Here is a 16080-nt window from a genome sequence, read left to right as displayed (position 1 = left end):
ACCCGGTATCCGTGAATGCCCACCCCTATTGGCTGAAGCCTCTTGATGACCGGCGGTCTGTTCTTCAACCCCTTTTTCTGCCGGGCCTTCCAGGACCGCATGATGTGACACGTCTGACTCAATGCTACCCGTAGCGACTCGGAAGGCAGTGAGACTTCGGCCTTGACTTGGTGGTACGCCTCCCGATGCAACCGTACCAGGGAGGTCGTGTTAAGCCCCTTTGCCTTCTCCACCAGCAATGACAGGGCTTTCGTGTACTGTTCCTGCATGGCCGAAAGCGCGCACGACTTCGTAATCGTTGGCTCAAGAAGTCGAACCTTAAGCGTGACTTCGGTTTTCGTGTTTCCATTATATACCATCGAACATACGTTCGTCAAGTGAAAGGAGGGAAGCCGCCATTTCTCCCGGAGCTAAAGCCTCTGGGCTTTCTGGCGGCGGTCTTGTGACGCCCGAATCAGAGGCCGCCGCGCCGGCGGCCCAGCCCATTCACCCCCGCCTGCGCGTCTCGGCCGGCACCGCCGCGGCCATCGGCCTCGACCGCCTGAAGGTCGAGTGCCTGCCGACCACGGCCTACCTGATGACCGGGGAGCGCTGTGACCGCAACTGCGGCTTCTGCCCGCAGGCCCGCGAGAGCGGGGCCCGGGCCGACCTCCTGTCTCGGGTCACCTGGCCCGACGCCGACCCCGAGCGGGTCGTCGAGGCCATCGCCTCGTCCTATGACCAGGCCGGCCGGGGCGGGGAAGGGGTCAAGCGGGTCTGCCTCCAGGTCGTCCACGACCGGTCGAGCCTGCCGGGGACCCTCGAGGCCGTCCGCCGCATCCGCTCCCGCAGTGCCGTGCCCATCTGCGTGTCCGTTTTCCTGAACGACCCGGACCTCGTCGCCGCCCTCTTCGAGGCCGGGGCCGACCGGGTGACCATGCCCATCGACGCCGTCGGCGAGGAGATCCACCGCAAGATCAAGGGCGGCGGCTTCGCGACCGCCCTGAAGCGGGTCGAGGAGGCCGCCGGGCGCTGGCCCGGAAGGATCGGCACCCACCTCATCGTCGGACTCGGCGAGACCGAGGAGGAGATGGTCAGGCTCATCGGCCGGCTGACGGGCCTGAGCGTGACCATCGGCCTGTTCGCCTTCACCCCGGTCCGGGGGACGGCCCTGGCCGCGGCAAACCCGCCCGACCTGGCTTCCTACCGCCGGGTCCAGGCCTGCAACTGGCTCCTGGGCCGGCACCTCATCGACCTCGAGGCGATCCGCTTCGCCGACGGCCGGGTGGCCGGCTTCGGCCTTCCCGCGGCCACCATCCGCGAGCTGCTCGCCTCGGGGGAGGCCTTTCAGACGGCCGGTTGCCCGGACTGCAACCGTCCCTACTACAACGAACGCCCGGGCGGGGTCATGTACAACTACCCACGGCCGCTGACCTCGGAAGAAGCCGCCGCGGCCATCGACCTCGTCCTCAGCGCCGCTCCGGGAGAGTGACCCCTGTGCCAAGACATCAACCCATCGATCCACAAGAGGTCCGGCCGTCGGTGACGACCTGGCGGCTCATCCAGAGCGGCCCGGCCACGGCGGCCATGAATATGGCCATCGACGAAGCGATCATGCAGGTTCATGGCCAGGGGCTGGTCCCGCCGACCCTACGGCTGTACACCTGGCAGCCGGCCGGCGTCTCAATCGGCTACTTCCAGGCCCTGTCCCGGGAGATCGACCTCGATGCCTGCCGCCAAGCCGGCTTCGGCATCGTCCGTCGGCCGACCGGCGGTCGGGCCGTCCTTCACGACGATGAACTGACCTACAGCGTGGTCATCGCTGAGTCGATCCTGCCGGGGACCGTCCTCGAGACCTACCGTTTCCTCAGCCGCGGGCTGCTCGAGGGCTTCCGGTTGCTGGACGTCCCGGCCGACCTGACCAATCCGCCGTCCCAGGGGCGGAGCGGGGGAGGGGCGGTCGCCTCCGGGGCCTCAGGCTCCGGGGTCTCGGGTTCGGCCGCCTGCTTCGACGCCCCGTCGTGGTACGAGTTGACCTCGGCCGGGAAGAAGATCGTCGGCAGCGCCCAGACCCGGCACGGCGGCGTCATCCTGCAGCACGGGGCGATTATCCTTCACCTCGACGTCGATAAGCTGTTGACCACCATGCGCTTCCCATCGGATCAGGTCCGCGAGCGGGTCCGACGGACCCTCGTGGCCAAGGCCGGCGGGGTTGACCAGGTGGCCGGCCGGCGAATCGCGCCGGAGGAGATGGCCAGGGCGATCTCCGCCGGGTTCAGCTCGGGCCTCGGCGTCGTCCTTGAAGATGGTGCGCTGACCCCCGAAGAGTCGGCTCTGGCCGACGAGTTGGAGCGGACAAAATACAACCAGGACAGTTGGAACCTGCGGAAGTAGTCAGCGCTTGCAGCTTACAGTCTGAAAGGGGAGGAACAGATTTGTTCGATATCGTCGTCATCGGTGGCGGTCCGGGCGGTTACGTCGCCGCCATCAAGGGTGCTCAGCTGGGGGCGAAGGTCGCCCTGGTGGAGAACCGTCGAGTCGGCGGGTGCTGCCTTAATCGGGGCTGCATCCCGACCAAGGCCCTCGTCCGCACGGCCGAGGTCTATCTGGACATGAAGCGGGGGCCCGAGTTCGGGCTGACCCCGGGTGAAGTCAAGGTCGATTGGGGGACGGTCATCGCCCGCAAGAGCAAGGTTGTCCATCAACTGACCAGCGGCGTGGACCTGCTCCTGAAGTCCAACGGGGTGGCCGTCTACGACGGCACGGCCGGCGTCCCCAAGGTCGGCTTGGTCGAGGTGGCCCTCAAGGACGGCGGCAAGGAAACCCTCGAGACCAAGAACATCATCATCGCCACCGGCTCCCTGGAACAGTTCCCGCCCATCCCCGAAGAGCAGGTGAAGGCGCACACGGTCACCAGTGAGGACGCCCTCGACTTCGACCACGTCCCGGAAAGCCTCCTGATCATCGGCGGCGGTGTCCTCGGCATCGAGTTCGCCTGCATCTACAACGCCTTCGGGAGCAAGATCCAGGTGGTTAAGCGCGGCCCCGGGATCCTCCCGCCGATCGACGAGGAACTCCAGATCCGGATGATCCCGATGCTCAAGCGCAAGGGCATCACCATCAACCACGGCATCTACATCAAGGAGATCAAGGAGTCGGGCAACGGCTTGAAGAAGCTCGTCGCCGACACCAAGGACGCCGGCCCGGTCGAGTTCGAAGCCGAGAAGATCCTCCTCGCCCTTGGACGTGTGCCGAATTACGGCGGGATCGACCTCGACGCCCTCGGGGTCGAGCGCGACAAGCGCGGGATCAAGGCCAACGCCAAGATGCAGACCAACGTCCCCGGCATCTACGCCATCGGCGACGTCGTCGGCCGGTTCTGGCTGGCCCCGGTGGCCTCGGCCGAAGGGGTCGTGGCGGTCGAGAACATCACCGGGCACCCGACGGAGGTCGACTACAGCATCGTCCCGAGCTGTGTCTTCTCCATCCCCGAGGTGGCCACGGTCGGCCTCAAGGAGAAGGAAGCCCGCGACCAGGGCCTGAACATCAAGGTCTCGAAGTTCCAGTTCACCGCCAACGGCCGGGCGATGGCCATGGGCGAGAATGAGGGCGTGGTCAAGGTCGTGGCCAAGGCCGATGATGGCAAGCTGCTCGGGGTGCACATCCTCGGGCCGCGGGCGACCGACCTCATCCACGAGGCCTCCATCGCCCTGAAGATGGGCGCCAAGGCCCAGGACATCGCCGACATCCTGGTGCATGCTCATCCGACCCTCTCCGAAGCCTTCATGGAGGCCTGCGAAGGGGTCATGGGCGAGTCGATCCACATCGCCCCGCGCCGTCGGGCGCAGTAAGCGGCCACGTCGGGCCGGACTCGGGCGCGCGCCCGGGTCCGGCCTGGTTCGTGTTTGCAAAGGCCGGGGAATATGGTAATATTAGCAGGTGGAACAGGGGGGTGGCCCGGTGGCCGGACGACTGGCGAAGCTCCGCAAGCTCATCGGCGATAAACGGCTCGGCATCGACGCCTTGCTCGTGGCTTCCCAGGAGAACCGCTTCTACCTGAGCGGTTTTTCGGGTTCCTCCGGCTACCTTGTCATCGGTCAGGACTATGCCCACCTGCTGACCGACTTCCGGTACACCGAACAGGCGACGGACCAGGCCCCTGGGTTCAAGGTCATTCAGCACGGGAGCCCATACGTCAAGACCTTGCAAGAGGTCCTCAAGAAAGCCAAGGTCCGCCGGCTGGGCTTCGAGAAGGCCCACCTGACCTACGCCCGCTATGAGGAACTCCGGGACAAGCTGGCCCCGGTCGAGCTGGTGCCCACCGAGGACCTGGTGGAGAAGCTCCGGGCGGTCAAGGACGCCGGCGAGATCAAGGCCATCCGGACCGCCGTCCAGGTGGCCGACCGCGCTTTCGAGGCCCTCCTGAAGACCCTCCAGGTCGGCCAGACCGAGAAGGAAGTGGCGGCCGAGCTCGAGTACCAGATGCGCAAGCTGGGGGCCACGGCGGCCTCTTTCAGCACCATCGCCGCCGCGGGGCCGCGGTCGTCCTTGCCCCACGCTGAGCCGACCGACCGGAAGATCGACTTCGGCGACTTCCTGACCCTCGACTTCGGAGCCGTCGTCGGCGGCTACTGTTCCGACTGCACGCGGACCGTGGTCTTCGGGCGGGTCACCAAGAAACAGCGCGAGGTGTACGATGTCGTCCTCGAGGCTCAGCGAGCCGCGTTGGAGGCGGCCAGGCCGGGGCTCAAGGGCAAGGAACTGGACGCGGTGGCCCGTCAGGTGATCACCGAGGCCGGCTTCGGCCCCAACTTCGGGCACGGCCTCGGGCACGGGGTCGGCCTGGCCGTCCACGAGGGCCCGAGCGCCGGCCAAACCCACGAGGATATCCTCAAGGCCGGCCACGTCATCACCATCGAGCCGGGCATTTACCTCCCCGGCTGGGGCGGAGTCCGGATCGAGGACATGGGCGTCATCACCAGGACCGGGTTCGACGACTTCACCGCCGCGCCCAAAGAGCTCATCACCCTGAACTAGCGGGCGGCGAGAGGCCGCCCGACGTGGGTTGCGAGCCGCTTCAGACCAGCCCGACCAGTACCACCAACGGAGTGAGCCGCGCCTTCGCGGACACAATATGAACGGCCCACAGGCGAGGGGGAGGCACAGAGCTTGATTTCCACCAACGACTTCAAGACTGGGCTGACCGTCGAGATTGACGGTCAGGTGTGGACGGTTGTCGAGTTCCAGCACGTCAAGCCGGGGAAAGGTGCCGCCTTTGTCCGGGCCAAGCTGAAGAACCTGAGGTCCGGGTCGGTCGTCGAGCGGACCTTCAACGCCGGCGAGAAGCTCCCGCGGGCCCACCTCGAACGACGTGAGATGCAATACCTGTATCAGTCGGACGGACTGTACAACTTCATGGACACCGAGAACTACGAGCAGATGACCCTGTCCAAGGACCAGATCGGGGACGGGGTCAAGTTCCTCAAGGAGAACATGCTCGTCAACGTCCTCTTCTTCCAGAGCCAGACCTTCGGCGTCGACCTGCCGAACTCGGTCGAGCTGAAGGTGGTCGAGACCGAGCCCGGCGTCCGCGGCGACACGGCGACTGCCGGGACCAAGCCGGCCAAGCTCGAGACCGGGGCCATCGTCAAGGTCCCGCTGTTCATCAACATCGGCGACCTCCTCAAGGTCGACACCCGCAGCGGGGAGTACATCGAGCGGGCGTAGGCCGGCGGGAACGGACTGATCGATTATGGAAGAAGCCCTGGGGGCAGAGCCCCAGGGCTTTTTTGTTTCGAGCCTCACGAATTGTCCCGGCATCAGATCACCGCCGCCTCGACGACGGCGAAGCGCCGCTCTCTGGTGTCGACCTCGGCCTGGGCCCCGATGGGCAGGGTCATCTGGGGGGCGGTGTGGCCGAAATCCATATCGGTGACGATGGGGAAGGAATAGCGCCGGGTCCGTTCGAGGAGGACCGAACGCAACTCGTCCCGCTGCTCGGCCGTGTAGCCCAGGGGACGGCCGTAGAGAAGTCCGGCGATCCGCCCGAAGACGCCCATGTTCTCCAGGTCCTGCAGGGCGGCGTCGACCCAGGCCGGACTCGGCGCCTCCTCGGAGGTCTCGAGGAAGAGGATGGCCCCGTCGAGGTCTGGCCAGAACGGCGTCCCCCGCAGGTGCTGGAGCGATTCGAAGCAGCCGCCCGCCAACGGGCCATGGGCCCGGCCCTCTTTCAGCCACGTCCAGCCGGGCGACGCCCGGAACTCCCGCGGCCGGGTCAGGTCGAGCTTCTGACCCCAATCCAGGAACTCCTCGGTCCAGTCGGTCGAGGGGGCGATGGCCCCGATGGGCTCTGGGCGGGCGATCGCCCGGGCCATGTGGTCCACGGTGTAGCCCGGGGGTTTAGGAAACTCGCCCAGGTCGCTCATGATCATCGGCCCGTTGAAGGTGATGAGGCCGGTCTCATGATGGATGGCCAGGTTGAGGACGGTGACGTCGGAGAAGCCCATGAAGACCTTGGGGTTCTGGCGGATGACCGCCCAGTCCAAGAGGGGGAGTAGGTGGCAGGAGTGGTCGCCGCCGATGGCGGCGATGATCGCCCGAACCTCCTGGGCGCGGAACATCTCGATGATGTCCTCCGCACGCTCCTCGGGCGTGCCGGAGACGTGGCCATACTGTCCGTAGACGTGCGGGGCCACCGTCACGTTATAGCCTTGGGACTCCAGGAAGGCCACGCCGCGCTCGAGGCGGTGGGGGAAACGGGCCGGGCCGGGGGCCGAAGGGGCGACCACGCCGATGACATCGCCGGGGCGCAGACGGGTCGGTTTCACGGGCGTCTCCTCCTTGGCGGGGGTAGGGGGAACCTGGCGGGACCCAGGGGGCGGGAGACAGCTGGGGAAAGCTGGATTGACAGGCCGGCCCCCCTCCGATAGAATCAGAAAGGTTTGACGACAAGAGGTTCCGGCTGCCAGCCTGCCTTGTCCGGGAGTGAACCCCCATGGGTTCCGTGCCCCCGGCTCGTCCGGGGCGACTCAACCCCGCCCTCAGCTACCTCTATATGGTCCTCTTCTCGATGCGCTTCAGCGAGGCCTTCTGGGTTGTCTATCTGAGCGGCCGCGGGCTCTCCTTCGCCATGATCGGTCTCCTCGAGACCGTCTTCCACGTCGCCTCGATGCTCGGTGAGATCCCCACCGGCTGGATCGCCGACCGTTCGGGCGGAAGGTCAGCCTCATCGCCGGCCGGATCGTCTCCATCGCCGCGGCTTCCCTGATGCTCTTCGCTCGGACACCGCTTGGTTTCGGGGTCGCCTTCTGTCTTTCGGCCTGGTCTTTCACCTGCCATAGTGGTGCCTACGATGCTTTCGTCTACGACGAGATGAAGGCCGACGGAAGGTCGGCCGACTCCACCCGGGTGATGGGCCTGATCAACTCGCTGTACCTGATCGGCGGTGCCTCGGCCGCCTTCTTTGGGGGCTTCGTCGCTCAGCGGGCCCTCGAGCTCCTCTATGTCCTCTCCATCGGGGTCGACCTGCTGGCCCTGGGCGTCCTGGCCCCACTGAGGGAACGCCCCTTCCGGGACGAGCCTCGCAAGGCGCGGAAGATGAGTTTCCTCGGCGACCTTCGCGAGCTTGGCCGCGATTTCAAGGATCGCCGGCTCGCCGGGCTGGTCGTCCTGTGGGGGGTCACCGGTACTCTGGCGGCCGCGGCCATGATGTATGGCCAGAGCCTCCTGCAAGGGCTCGGCCTGAGTCTGGTGGGCATCGGCCTCGTCGGCGCCATCCGGCAGGTGTCCGCAGCCGTCCCAACTACCCAAGCCTTCCGGGTCGAGCGGCGATTCGGCCCCTATCGGACGCTCAATGTCAGCTCGGCGGCTGTCCCAGTGGTCCTTCTGCTGGCAGGGCTGCTTCCCCGATGGTCCGGGCCGGCCGCCGGGCTGGTCGCCGCGGCTTTCCTGATCATCCTCGACGCCTTGGTGGAAGGTCAGTACCCGTTGTTCAACAGCGCCATCAATGCCTTGGTCTCGTCGGAACGCAGAGCGACTGTCCTTTCATCGGCCAGCCTGCTCTCCAGCTTGTCAATGATGGTCGTCTTCCCGGTCATTGGCGTCGTGGGCGATGCCCTCGGGCTCGGACTGGGGTTCGCGGTTGTGGGGGGAGGAGCGCTCCTCATCGGGGTGATCGCCGCCATCTGGTTGTTGATCCGATCTCGACGCGAGAGGCATATCGATGGCGGGGACCGCCAGGCCGTCTCCGGCGCCGGGCTCACCCAGTGATAAACCCCTCGGCCCGAAGGATCCCAGCGAAGGCCTGTCTCGCGTTGGCCAGGGCCGCCTCCCGCCAACGCCGACTGGACGGGGCGAAGAGTGCGACGAAGTCCTGCTGGATGTTCTCGGCGTCCGCCCCTCGGCGGGCGCCGTTCCAACAGGCGCGGTTCTCGGCGACCATCCTCCGGAGGCTCTCGAGCCCGCTGAGGAGCGAATCGCCGACCGTCCCGAACTCGAAGGAGGCGGCGTAGAGGCGCAGGCGGGGGAAGTCCCGCCGGGCGAGGAGATAGACGTAGTCGATCATGTCGCCGAGGATGCCGTAGAACTCGCCGGGGGTGGCGGCGACCACCCGCGGGTAGGCGAAGGCCTGCTGGAGTTCGATCGAGCCACGCGGTTCGTGGGCCGAGCCGACCACGTTCATCAGGTCGGCCGGCCCGTAGCCCGTGTGCATGTCGAGGTGGAGGACCTGAGCGTAGCGCTCCATCGTCCGGCGATAGAGGGACGTCATCACTGTTGTCGACGGGGATGGGGCTGTCCCGCCATAGTACAGGCCGCGCGGGAACTCGTATTGACCGAGCAGGGTGGCCCGCTTGAAGGCCTCGATCTGCCCGGAGACCGTCGCCCGCGTGACGCCGGCGTAGAAGCGGACCCTCTCGGAGAGCGCGCTATCGATCTTCCCCTCGGGAGCGAGCAGCCCGGCGATCCTGCGATAGTCCGGATTGGCGCCCCGGGTGGCCCCCCAGTCCCAGACGAAGTTGCGGTTGAGATCGACGTTGTCCCTGTCGACCCGCCGGAAATGGCGCATCCCCCAGGGGTTGATGGCGTGGACGAGGATGAGCCCGGTGGTCCGGGGGTCCAGCCGGTCGAGGAACTCGGCGGTGAACAGACGGAGCATGGCCGCTCCGACGAAGGCCTCCACGCCGTGCTGGCCGCAGGTCAGGATGACGATCCGCTGCCGCCCAGGCCCGGACTCGCCGCCCTCGGCCGGCGCCTCGATGACGTCGATGGTCAGGTCCTCATCGTCGTCGACGCGGTGGGCGGTCAGAACGGCTCCCGGCCACCGTCCCCGGATGGTCGCCAGGAGGCCTCGGAAGGTCTCTCGCGATTGGTCGTAGGTGCGGCTGGAGAAGTAATCGCGGTCCATGGGGACGCCTCCAGACGGGCATGCGTGGGGCCGGGTGTCGCGGGCCTGTCCCTCAGAATGGCCCAAAGCGGGTCACCGCGGCCAGGGCCAGGAAGCCCAGGGTGACCAGGAAGACGACCACCTGCAGGCCGATGGTCCAGCGGATCCACTTGGGATAGGTGACCACGGTCAGGCCGAGGCCGATCAGGAGCACCGCGTTGGTCGGGTAGAAGAGGTTGGTGAAGCCGTCGCCGAAGCAGTAGCCCAGGACGGCCGTCTGGCGGGTCAGGCCGACCAGGTCGGCCAGGGGGGCGATGATCGGAACGACCAGGAAGGCCTTGGCCGAACCGGAGTTGACGAAGAACTCGAGGACCAGGGTCAGGAGGTAGACGAGGGCGGCCGCCACAACCGGGGTCGTCCTCGAAATGTAGAGCGAGGCCCCGTGGAGGGTCGTGTCCATGATCCCGCCGGCGACGATGATGAACTTCACACTCATGGCCATGAGGATGAGGATGATCCCCGGGGCGATGCCCCCGATGCCCTCGAGGAAGGCCCGCCAGACGCCCCTACCCCCGAAGCCGGCGAAGAGGCCCGAGCCCACCCCGGCCGCGAGGAAGAGCAGGCCGGTGAGGGGCAGGGAGAGGGAGGAGAGGGTGGCGATGAAGGGGGAGAGGGTGAAGACGACCAGGATGGCCAGGAGGGAAAGACCGAGCCAGGCCCCGGCCCGGCGAAGGGCCGGGGTGACCGCGGCGTCGGCCACTTCGACCAGGCCGTACTTGGCCCGCTGAGCCTGGTCCTCGGCATAGACCGGCGAGGACCGGGGGTCGCGCTCCACCCGCCGGGCGTGCCGGGTCAGGAAGGCGAGGACGATGAGATAGACGGCGGCGAAGATGACCACCCGGAAAGCGGCTCCGGAAAAGAGGGGCAGGCCCGCCAGTCGCTGGGCGACGCCGACGGTGAACGGGTTGGAGACGGCCGCGGCGAAGCCGAATCCGGTGGCCAGAAGGCTCATCCCCAGCCCGGTCAGGGAGTCCCAGCCAAGAGAGTAAGCCAGGGCCAGGACCATCGGGATGAGCGGGACGGTCTCCTCGAAGATGCCGAGGAACCCCCCGAGGGCCATGAAGAAGAGGACGATGATGGCCAGCAGGAGATACTTGCGGCGCTTGAAGGCCGCCACCGCCCGAGCTATGACCGACCTAAGGACCTGGCTCCTATCGAGGACGGCGAAGCTCCCGCCGACCAGCATGATGAAGACGATGATGGTGATGACCATCACCGCGTCGGGACCCCAGAGGACCTCGACCGGCGCGGTGAACCACCGCCAGACGGGCAACGGAGGCTGGGCCGTGTAGTGGAAGGAGGCCGGGTCGATGACCTCCCGGCCGTCGACCAGCGACCGGCTATAGGTACCGGGCATGATGACCCGGGTCAGGACCCCGGCCAGGATCATCAGGGCCAGGAGGATGACGGCCGCTTGGATGAAGGCGCGTCGGCCGATCTGGGCCCCGGCTTTTGACTGTTCCACGGTGACACCCCCTGGAGGTATCTGGCTAGGTCTCTGGCTCGCCCACCGACTCACCACCTCGCCCGATGGTCCTCGGTGCAGCCGACGGCCTTGTCGATGGCGATGCGACGGCCGTCGTCCATGGCCAGGGTCCCACTGAAACGGCCGATCATCTGATGGATCTCGGACCTGACCACGAGCAGGTCACTCCTGGCGATCCGCTCGTAGAACGGTTCGAAGAGGAGGTCGACCCGCTCGGAGCCTTCGGTGCGGATCGACCACGGGCGAATGAAGTCCCTTGGGTCATAGGCGAAGGTCACCTTCTCGGGAAGCTTACTCAGGCGGCCTCCGGCGACAATGGCGTTCTCGGTGTAGCCCGTGCCGTCGGTCCACCGGCCGCCTAGGTTGACCCCGACCGGCAAACCGTCGACCAGCGCCGAGAAGGAGGCCCAGTTCCAGGCGGAAGAATAGGGCCAGACCCCACGGCCGAAGTCGAGGCAGGCGAAGGATGAGCCGGCCGGGAAGCGGGCTTCCAGAGCCGTGCCGGCTCCGGGCCCGGTCCCGCCCCCGCCGCCCAGGGTCACGACGCCCTCGGCCGGCAGGGCCTGGTGCTTTGAGGTGAACTGGAAGCGGCTACGGCTCCAGGGAATGACCGCGTTCATCGTCTCGTGCCCGGCCGGGTGCTCGACGACGAGAGCGGCCGCCAGTCGCAAGCCGCCGAAGTCGGGCGACTCGACTCTGATCCGGGTCACCGACGCGCCAGCAGGGTCCGGCTCGATAGAAAACCGAAGCCCCCGGCCCTCGAAGCGCACCGGCTCCCCGACCGTCCGCCCGAGGGCGCAGCCCGCACCCAGAGGCTTCATCACCGTCTTCTCGATGAACCGCCCGCCGGCGAAGTCGTGGAAATAGACGAAGGCCAGGCCGGCGTAATCGAGGTTGGAGAGGGTCACCGAGAAGAGGTACTCGTCCGAGGTCACGCACCAGTAGTCCCAGCGCTTCTTGCGCGGCCAGTGAGCGCTGAGGTTGCAGTCGTGGAGCGGCCGTCTCGACCAGCCGACGGCCTCGGGGTTGAGGTTGCCTCTGGAGTCGCAGAGGAAGACGGGAACGGTCAGTTCGCGTTCCATTTGTGCTGACCTCCTCGTCGGTTTGAGCGCGTTAGCCAACTACTACCATTCCAGGGGCGGGCGACTTCTCCTCCATGGGAGAGGGGCCGGCCCCCGGGGCCGAAGTCGCGGGGAAATACGGAGGCCCGGGCGGTCAGCCCGGGCCTCGCTCCTACGCCCGGCACGGGCGCTCTCTTGGAGGTGAAAGTCCTCTGCGGAGGGTGGTAGTGCCAACCGCTAGCCGAAGGCAAGGGTGTCCGCCGCGAGGCGGAATCTGAAGGAAGCCGGAGGCAAAGCCCCGGCCCGAAGAACATGAACCGCGTCAGGGCAATCATGCTTGGGCGAGCCCGCCAGACAGGGCAAAACCCTATACTGCCACAGGGGCAATCTGAACCTTCGTCACGCTTGATGAACCGCCGGATGCGGACCCTCATGGTGGTGGTGTGGGAGGACGGCGGGGCGAACCCGCCTCCTACCTGATTGGCATCCAGCAGGATGTTGGTGCACCAGGCTTTGGGTCGTTGTCAATTGTCGAAACTTGCGAGAAGAATTTGGAATACCCCGACAGGAATCTCAACTATATGGTGACAATTACCTAAGATGCCAAGAAATGGGCAAACGGGGTGAGGCATGGCTGGAAATCATGATCTGCCCAGGTCCTGCTCCTAAAGTTGTGTGGAAAGAGGTGAAGCCCCTGTCATGAAGACGTGGAGAGTTCGGACCGGGAAGTTGATTCTTGCTATTGCGGGGCTGCTGATCTTGACGCTTGTACCCTCCCCAAAACCTGCTTACGCCAGCATCGTTGGTGTACAGAACCTCCTAAAGCCAGTGGCCGCTGCTGTTGACGGTGGATATCTTTATGGCAGCTACAGTACAGTTAAACCGGATAGAGGGCATCATGGACTAGACCTCAATGCAGCGTCAGGTAGCACCGTTATGGCGGCTGCCGGCGGAGAGGTGGCGACCTCTGGTTGGGATCCTGCAGGATATGGCAACTGGCTTGAACTAAGGCACACAGACGCATATGGTAGCGCATACTACACCTTTTACGCTCACTTAAGTAGTTATATAAAGAGCATACCAGGTCAGGGAGTGACAGCGGGGGAGCCGGTTGCATACTCGGGCTCAACGGGGGATTCTACTGGCCCTCACCTACATTTTGAAGTACGGCAAACCATGGATGTATTCGACATCAGAAATCCACTAGAGCATCTAGCATTGACTGCCGCATCGGGCCAATCAAGTCTTCCCGGGTATCTCAAGGGAAACACAGGTGGCGTAGTTAGCTACCTGCGATCCCAAAGCCCATCTGACCAGCCCGAGATTTCGGGAGTAACGGTTGTCCAGTCTCCTGACATGCACAGTTGGCCCGGGCACGCTCACACGTACGGGTACATGGACAGCATCAAGTCTAAGCCATTCCCTGACGAGAACGAAATCTATTATCCACACAACTACTACATTCCACGTGTAAGCTGCGCGGGGCTTTCATACGTGGAATACAATGTCATGTACTCCTACACGTCGTACATCTCGCAGACGCAAAGGGTCGGGTTCTACAACGGACAGCGATACACCCAGGCCAACATTGTCCTAAACCATCAGTAAGTGAGGTGAGGAGAAGATGCGCGGAAGAAAGGTCGCCAACGTCATTGGGCTTAGCGCTCTGCTAATCGTGGTTTGCGCCTTTTCCATATGGGTAGCCAGATACCCGAGAGTCGGGGCAGAGGCTGCTGACCACCCGTACAATCGAGGGCCGATTTCGCCGCAACCCCCGGCTCCTCCCACCCCCACGCATACTGGGCCGGCCTACACGCTTGAGTTTGCATCGCCGTCCGAAAAGTCTACGGTGATCTTACAGGGCAGCGATAGGAGAGGACCCGTAGAGTTCAAGGACTATAAGGTCGGGTACCGTCAAGGTAAAGGTGCAACGGTTATGACCGACTTGGCTACGCTCTTCGACGCAAGCAGCTCTGAAGTCTATCGGAACCCAGTCAAGTGGCTATCTGACAGCGTCGCAGTCGTCCCGCTGATGAAACCTGCTGAGTATCCTAAGCTCCACACTATCGATCTCCAAACGGGAGCGAGTACGGATCTGGATTTGCCGTTGACCAAGGTGTTGGCCTACAGCATAAGTCCTGATAGGACGAAGATCGCCGTCCGCGGTGCGAGAGAGAGTTCGAGCTCCATCACCGTCAACATCCTGGTCTATGACGTCACAAGCCAATCATTTACGGATCTATACCAGTACAGTTCTATCTCAACCGGAACTCCCATGGACGGGCTTTCTTGGAGGCACAACGACGAACTGTACTTCGATGTTGATCAGGCTGAGGTACCCGCGATTATGCGGTGGTCTGCCAGTGACAACCGAGTTGAGGTCTTCCTTGACCAAGCTCTGAACCCCCAGGTCTCTCCCAACGGCGACCTGATCGCGTATCTGTCTGCGCCCAGCGTATACGTTGACCCCCCTCCCAGGGGGATTGTAGCAAGGTCGTTTGACGGAGCAGTGAACCAGGAAATAGCCAATGCAATAGGCACCATAGTATGGTCGGATGGCTCAGAAGCCTTAGCTATTTCCCTGAGGGACACTGTCTGGGTCCATCAGATTCAGCCCCTCCCTGTTGGAACCACCCGGGAGATAAAGCTTCCGTCCTCGGCGAGTAGGGCCGAGTATAAGAACGGCAAGCTTCACCTCCGGCTATGGAAGGTTCTGGACGGGGACATCGTCGGAACGGAAGAAGTCATCAAGTAGCTTGAAGATTACACTCCAACCGGCAACATCCCATGTCTACTAGTAATAGTAGTCACGAAACTAGAGCTAGTAGAACCCACATCCTGTCCTATGGAGTGCCGATGTACTCAAGGTGCCCTAGGCCTACGAGCATGCAGTTGCCGAGAAAAGGGCCGGCTGCTGTTGAAGCCGGCCCTTTTCGTGGTACGCCCGGCATGGGCGTTCTCATGGAGGTGAAAGTCCTCGGCGGAGGCTGGCAGTGCCAACCGCTAGCCGAAGGCAAGGGTATCCGCCGTGAGGCGGAATCTGGAGGAAGCCGGAGGCAAAATTCCGGCCCGAAGAACATGAACCGCGTCAGGCCAATCGCGCTCGGGCGAGCCTGCCACACAAGGCGAAGCCCGATACTGCCAACGGGCGCGGGGGTAAACACGGCGGGCGTGGGAGGAAAGGGAACGTCCTTATCCGGGGAGGCCTGCCGGGGGTCGAGTGACTCAACAAACCGGGCGGAGAGGGCGGGTTGAATCGGCAGGAGTCAGCAGAGGCCATAGTGTGTGCCTGACAGCGTCCAACGTCGGGTCCAAGGTTAGGTGTTGGGCAATGCTGGTGGCCTCCAACCCTTCTCCCGTAAGCTGGGCCACGTGCAGAAAATCCACCTGATACTGCTGCCAAGTCGTGAGGCTTACCCACAGACGCTGGCGGATGGCGCTGGGCTGTTCACCGGCCAGGAACTGAGCGAGTGCCGCGGTGGAACGAAATACCTGCCCCCGGCGATATTTCTTGGCCGTGCCCGCCACTGGAAGACGGATATCTGCCCCCCACAGAGGGATGAGCCGTTCCCGGATGGACTTGGGAGTGATGTTGGTCAAGAGACAGGGCATTCTGGTGGAGAGGGAGGCGTCTTGGCAGTAAGCCTCTTCGATGAGCCGAGCCAGACGGGCGTTCTGGAGAGCCTTGAGGCCGAACTCTCGGTGCACCTCCAGGTCGTCGTGGCCCCAGGGCGTGAGCACCACCTCCCGGCGGGGGAGATCCTGGGCCGGGCGCTTCCGGTGAATCTCCCGCCCAGCGATAGCCATGAACACAACCTGCTCTTCGGAACGCTTGACCAATGTTCGCGTGAGCAGAAGGTACCCCTTTTGAGCCACTTGCCCTGCCTCGTCAGCCGCCACCCCAAAGCGCTCTCGTGTCTGCTGCAGTAACCACGAATACACAGTCTTGACCATGACGGAGTCCACATGGCTGACAAGCTTCTGCCGGAAGAACTAGGCCCGACCCATGAAGAACCGCCCCCCCAACTGAGCTGGCAAGTTCATTCTACCAGGGGGCGGTTTCCAAGTCGATGTTCCCCTACTCACTTCTGGACTCGATTCGGGTCATCCGG

At 64.5% G+C, this 16080-nt stretch carries 15 protein-coding genes; 9 read left to right on the top strand and 6 right to left on the bottom strand.

Annotated features, from left to right (window positions below; genetic code table 11):
- On the bottom strand, positions 1-239 hold a 239-nt coding region (locus VGL40_05835), incomplete at its 3' end, for a hypothetical protein (GenBank protein HEY3314791.1).
- Between the two features lie 203 nt (positions 240-442).
- On the opposite strand from VGL40_05835, the gene VGL40_05830 reads away from it, so the two are divergent.
- The 5 genes from VGL40_05830 to efp all read left to right on the top strand — a co-directional run bounded on the left by VGL40_05830 (position 443) and on the right by efp (position 5706).
- Positions 443-1471, top strand: a complete 1029-nt coding sequence (locus tag VGL40_05830) for a radical SAM protein (GenBank protein ID HEY3314790.1) — start codon at positions 443-445, stop codon at positions 1469-1471.
- A gap of 95 nt (positions 1472-1566) precedes the next feature.
- Complete coding sequence (locus VGL40_05825) at positions 1567-2373, top strand: biotin/lipoate A/B protein ligase family protein (protein ID HEY3314789.1); 807 nt, start codon at positions 1567-1569, stop codon at positions 2371-2373.
- Positions 2374-2414: 41 nt separating this feature from the next.
- Positions 2415-3830: a dihydrolipoyl dehydrogenase gene (gene lpdA, locus VGL40_05820; GenBank protein ID HEY3314788.1), complete on the top strand. Its 1416-nt coding sequence runs from the start codon at positions 2415-2417 to the stop codon at positions 3828-3830.
- Between the two features lie 109 nt (positions 3831-3939).
- Positions 3940-5016, top strand: coding sequence for a Xaa-Pro peptidase family protein (locus VGL40_05815; protein ID HEY3314787.1), 1077 nt, complete (start codon positions 3940-3942; stop codon positions 5014-5016).
- A 132-nt stretch (positions 5017-5148) separates the two neighbouring features.
- Positions 5149-5706 carry an elongation factor P gene (efp, locus tag VGL40_05810; protein HEY3314786.1) on the top strand — a complete coding sequence of 186 codons (558 nt, stop codon included), beginning with the start codon at positions 5149-5151 and terminating at the stop codon, positions 5704-5706.
- 92 nt (positions 5707-5798) lie between these two features.
- Here efp and VGL40_05805 read toward each other — a convergent pair whose 3' ends face one another.
- Entirely contained in the window at positions 5799-6806 is a 1008-nt protein-coding gene (locus VGL40_05805; GenBank protein HEY3314785.1) for a S66 peptidase family protein, read from the bottom strand.
- A gap of 167 nt (positions 6807-6973) precedes the next feature.
- On the opposite strand from VGL40_05805, the gene VGL40_05800 reads away from it, so the two are divergent.
- On the top strand, positions 6974-7246 hold the full coding sequence (locus VGL40_05800; GenBank protein HEY3314784.1) for an MFS transporter: 273 nt from the start codon (positions 6974-6976) through the stop codon (positions 7244-7246).
- Positions 7246-8247 (top strand): hypothetical protein, encoded by a 1002-nt coding sequence (locus tag VGL40_05795; GenBank protein ID HEY3314783.1) that lies wholly within the window; start codon positions 7246-7248, stop codon positions 8245-8247. The genes VGL40_05800 and VGL40_05795 overlap by 1 nt, the downstream gene beginning before the upstream one ends.
- Here VGL40_05795 and VGL40_05790 read toward each other — a convergent pair.
- The 3 genes from VGL40_05790 to VGL40_05780 are packed head-to-tail and all read right to left on the bottom strand — an operon-like array spanning position 8237 to position 11989.
- Entirely contained in the window at positions 8237-9382 is a 1146-nt protein-coding gene (locus VGL40_05790) for a M14 family metallopeptidase (GenBank protein ID HEY3314782.1), read from the bottom strand. The two genes, VGL40_05795 and VGL40_05790, sit on opposite strands and share 11 nt — an antisense overlap.
- Positions 9383-9434: 52 nt before the next feature.
- Positions 9435-10886: a hypothetical protein gene (locus tag VGL40_05785; protein ID HEY3314781.1), complete on the bottom strand. Its 1452-nt coding sequence runs from the start codon at positions 10884-10886 to the stop codon at positions 9435-9437.
- Between the two features lie 50 nt (positions 10887-10936).
- On the bottom strand, positions 10937-11989 hold the full coding sequence (locus tag VGL40_05780; protein ID HEY3314780.1) for a DUF2804 domain-containing protein: 1053 nt from the start codon (positions 11987-11989) through the stop codon (positions 10937-10939).
- Between the two features lie 678 nt (positions 11990-12667).
- On the opposite strand from VGL40_05780, the gene VGL40_05775 reads away from it, so the two are divergent.
- Both VGL40_05775 and VGL40_05770 read left to right on the top strand, forming a co-directional pair.
- A complete protein-coding gene (locus VGL40_05775; protein ID HEY3314779.1) occupies positions 12668-13576 on the top strand; it encodes a M23 family metallopeptidase in 909 nt (302 codons plus the stop codon).
- A 328-nt stretch (positions 13577-13904) separates the two neighbouring features.
- Positions 13905-14723, top strand: coding sequence for a hypothetical protein (locus VGL40_05770; GenBank protein HEY3314778.1), 819 nt, complete (start codon positions 13905-13907; stop codon positions 14721-14723).
- A gap of 470 nt (positions 14724-15193) precedes the next feature.
- Here VGL40_05770 and VGL40_05765 read toward each other — a convergent pair whose 3' ends face one another.
- The gene (locus tag VGL40_05765; protein HEY3314777.1) at positions 15194-15922 is read right to left on the bottom strand and encodes a DUF1670 domain-containing protein; all 729 of its coding nucleotides are present in this window, start codon (positions 15920-15922) and stop codon (positions 15194-15196) included.
- Positions 15923-16080: the final 158 nt, after the last annotated feature.

Source organism: Bacillota bacterium, assembly GCA_036504675.1.
Classification (GTDB): Bacteria; Bacillota; Sulfobacillia; order JAJYWN01; family JAJZPE01; genus DASXUT01.
Note: the sequence above shows the minus strand (reverse complement) of the source record. Positions and strands in the feature narration are given on the sequence as shown.